Source organism: Mesorhizobium sp. M1027 (assembly GCF_040318745.1).
GTDB lineage: Bacteria > Pseudomonadota > Alphaproteobacteria > Rhizobiales > Rhizobiaceae > Mesorhizobium.
Window position 1 is genome coordinate 1 of sequence record NZ_JAMYMW010000032.1, and the last position, 992, is coordinate 992.

At 62.2% G+C, this 992-nt stretch carries 1 protein-coding gene; it reads right to left on the reverse strand.

Annotation, left to right across the window (positions count from 1 at the left end):
• Positions 1-34 precede the first annotated feature (34 nt).
• Positions 35-992 (reverse strand): integrase core domain-containing protein (locus NKH50_RS28925; protein WP_352882582.1); only part of this gene is annotated, 958 nt, incomplete at its 5' end.

The window sequence follows — 992 nt, forward strand, 5'->3', positions numbered from 1 at the left end:
GGTACGACCCGGAGACATGGGTAACAGAATGTACCTAAGACATGGGTGACAACCTCGTGCCGAACGGGTTGTCGATGGTCTGCAAGGTTCTCTGTTCCAGGTCGATATATCCCAGATCATAGTGCATGAAGCTTACGAGCCAAATGCCGTCGTCGACCTCCTTTATTCCGAGCCTCTGACCGGCGAGCACGGTCGAGACGTTGATCTTCTTCCTCATCATGCAGATGCGGCCGCAGGCGGTGACCAGGATGTCCTTGTCATGGAGGGGATAGGTCAGCTCCGGCAGGCCGGAATACGGCCGTGAAGAGGGCGTGTAGAGTTCCGTCGGTAGCTTCATGGCCAACGCCTCATGCGGCCTTTCCTCGTTGAATTCGCTGATGAAAGCGTCAAATCTGGCCTGCTGTTGCAGGGCATTCATGCCCGGGGGCCGCGTGGTCTCCTGCTTCAAGGTGCGGTGCATGCGCTCGTGGCGGCCGTTCTGTTGCGGGTTGCCGGGCTTGATGCGCTCGATGGCAATGCCGAGCCTCAACCACCAGACCGACAGCTTCGACAGATTGTAGAGGCCGTTGGGGCTGGCGAAGGGGACCCCGTTGTCGCTTCGAATGGCGAGCGGCAGGCCGCGTTCCCTGAACAGCCGGACGAAGGCCTCGATGACCGGCGCTTCCCGTGTCGCTTCAAGCGCTTCGGCGAGAAGCAGGTAGCGCGAGGCCTGGTCGGTCACCGTCAGGGGGTAACAGTAGCGACCGTTGCCGAGCTTGAACTCGCCCTTGAAGTCAGCGCACCACAGATCGTTGGGGACGGCGGCCTGCGACAGCGGCGTGCCCATGGCCTTGTTCGCCCGGTTCCTCTTGCGGGCCTGGCTCACAAGGCGGTGGCGGTCGAGCACGGCATGCACCGTGCTCTTGGCCGGGATGCGCACATCGCCGGCGAGCTTCCTGATCAGCAGCTCCCTGATCTTCCTGGCGCCCCAGTGCGGCTTGTCGCGCTTGCTC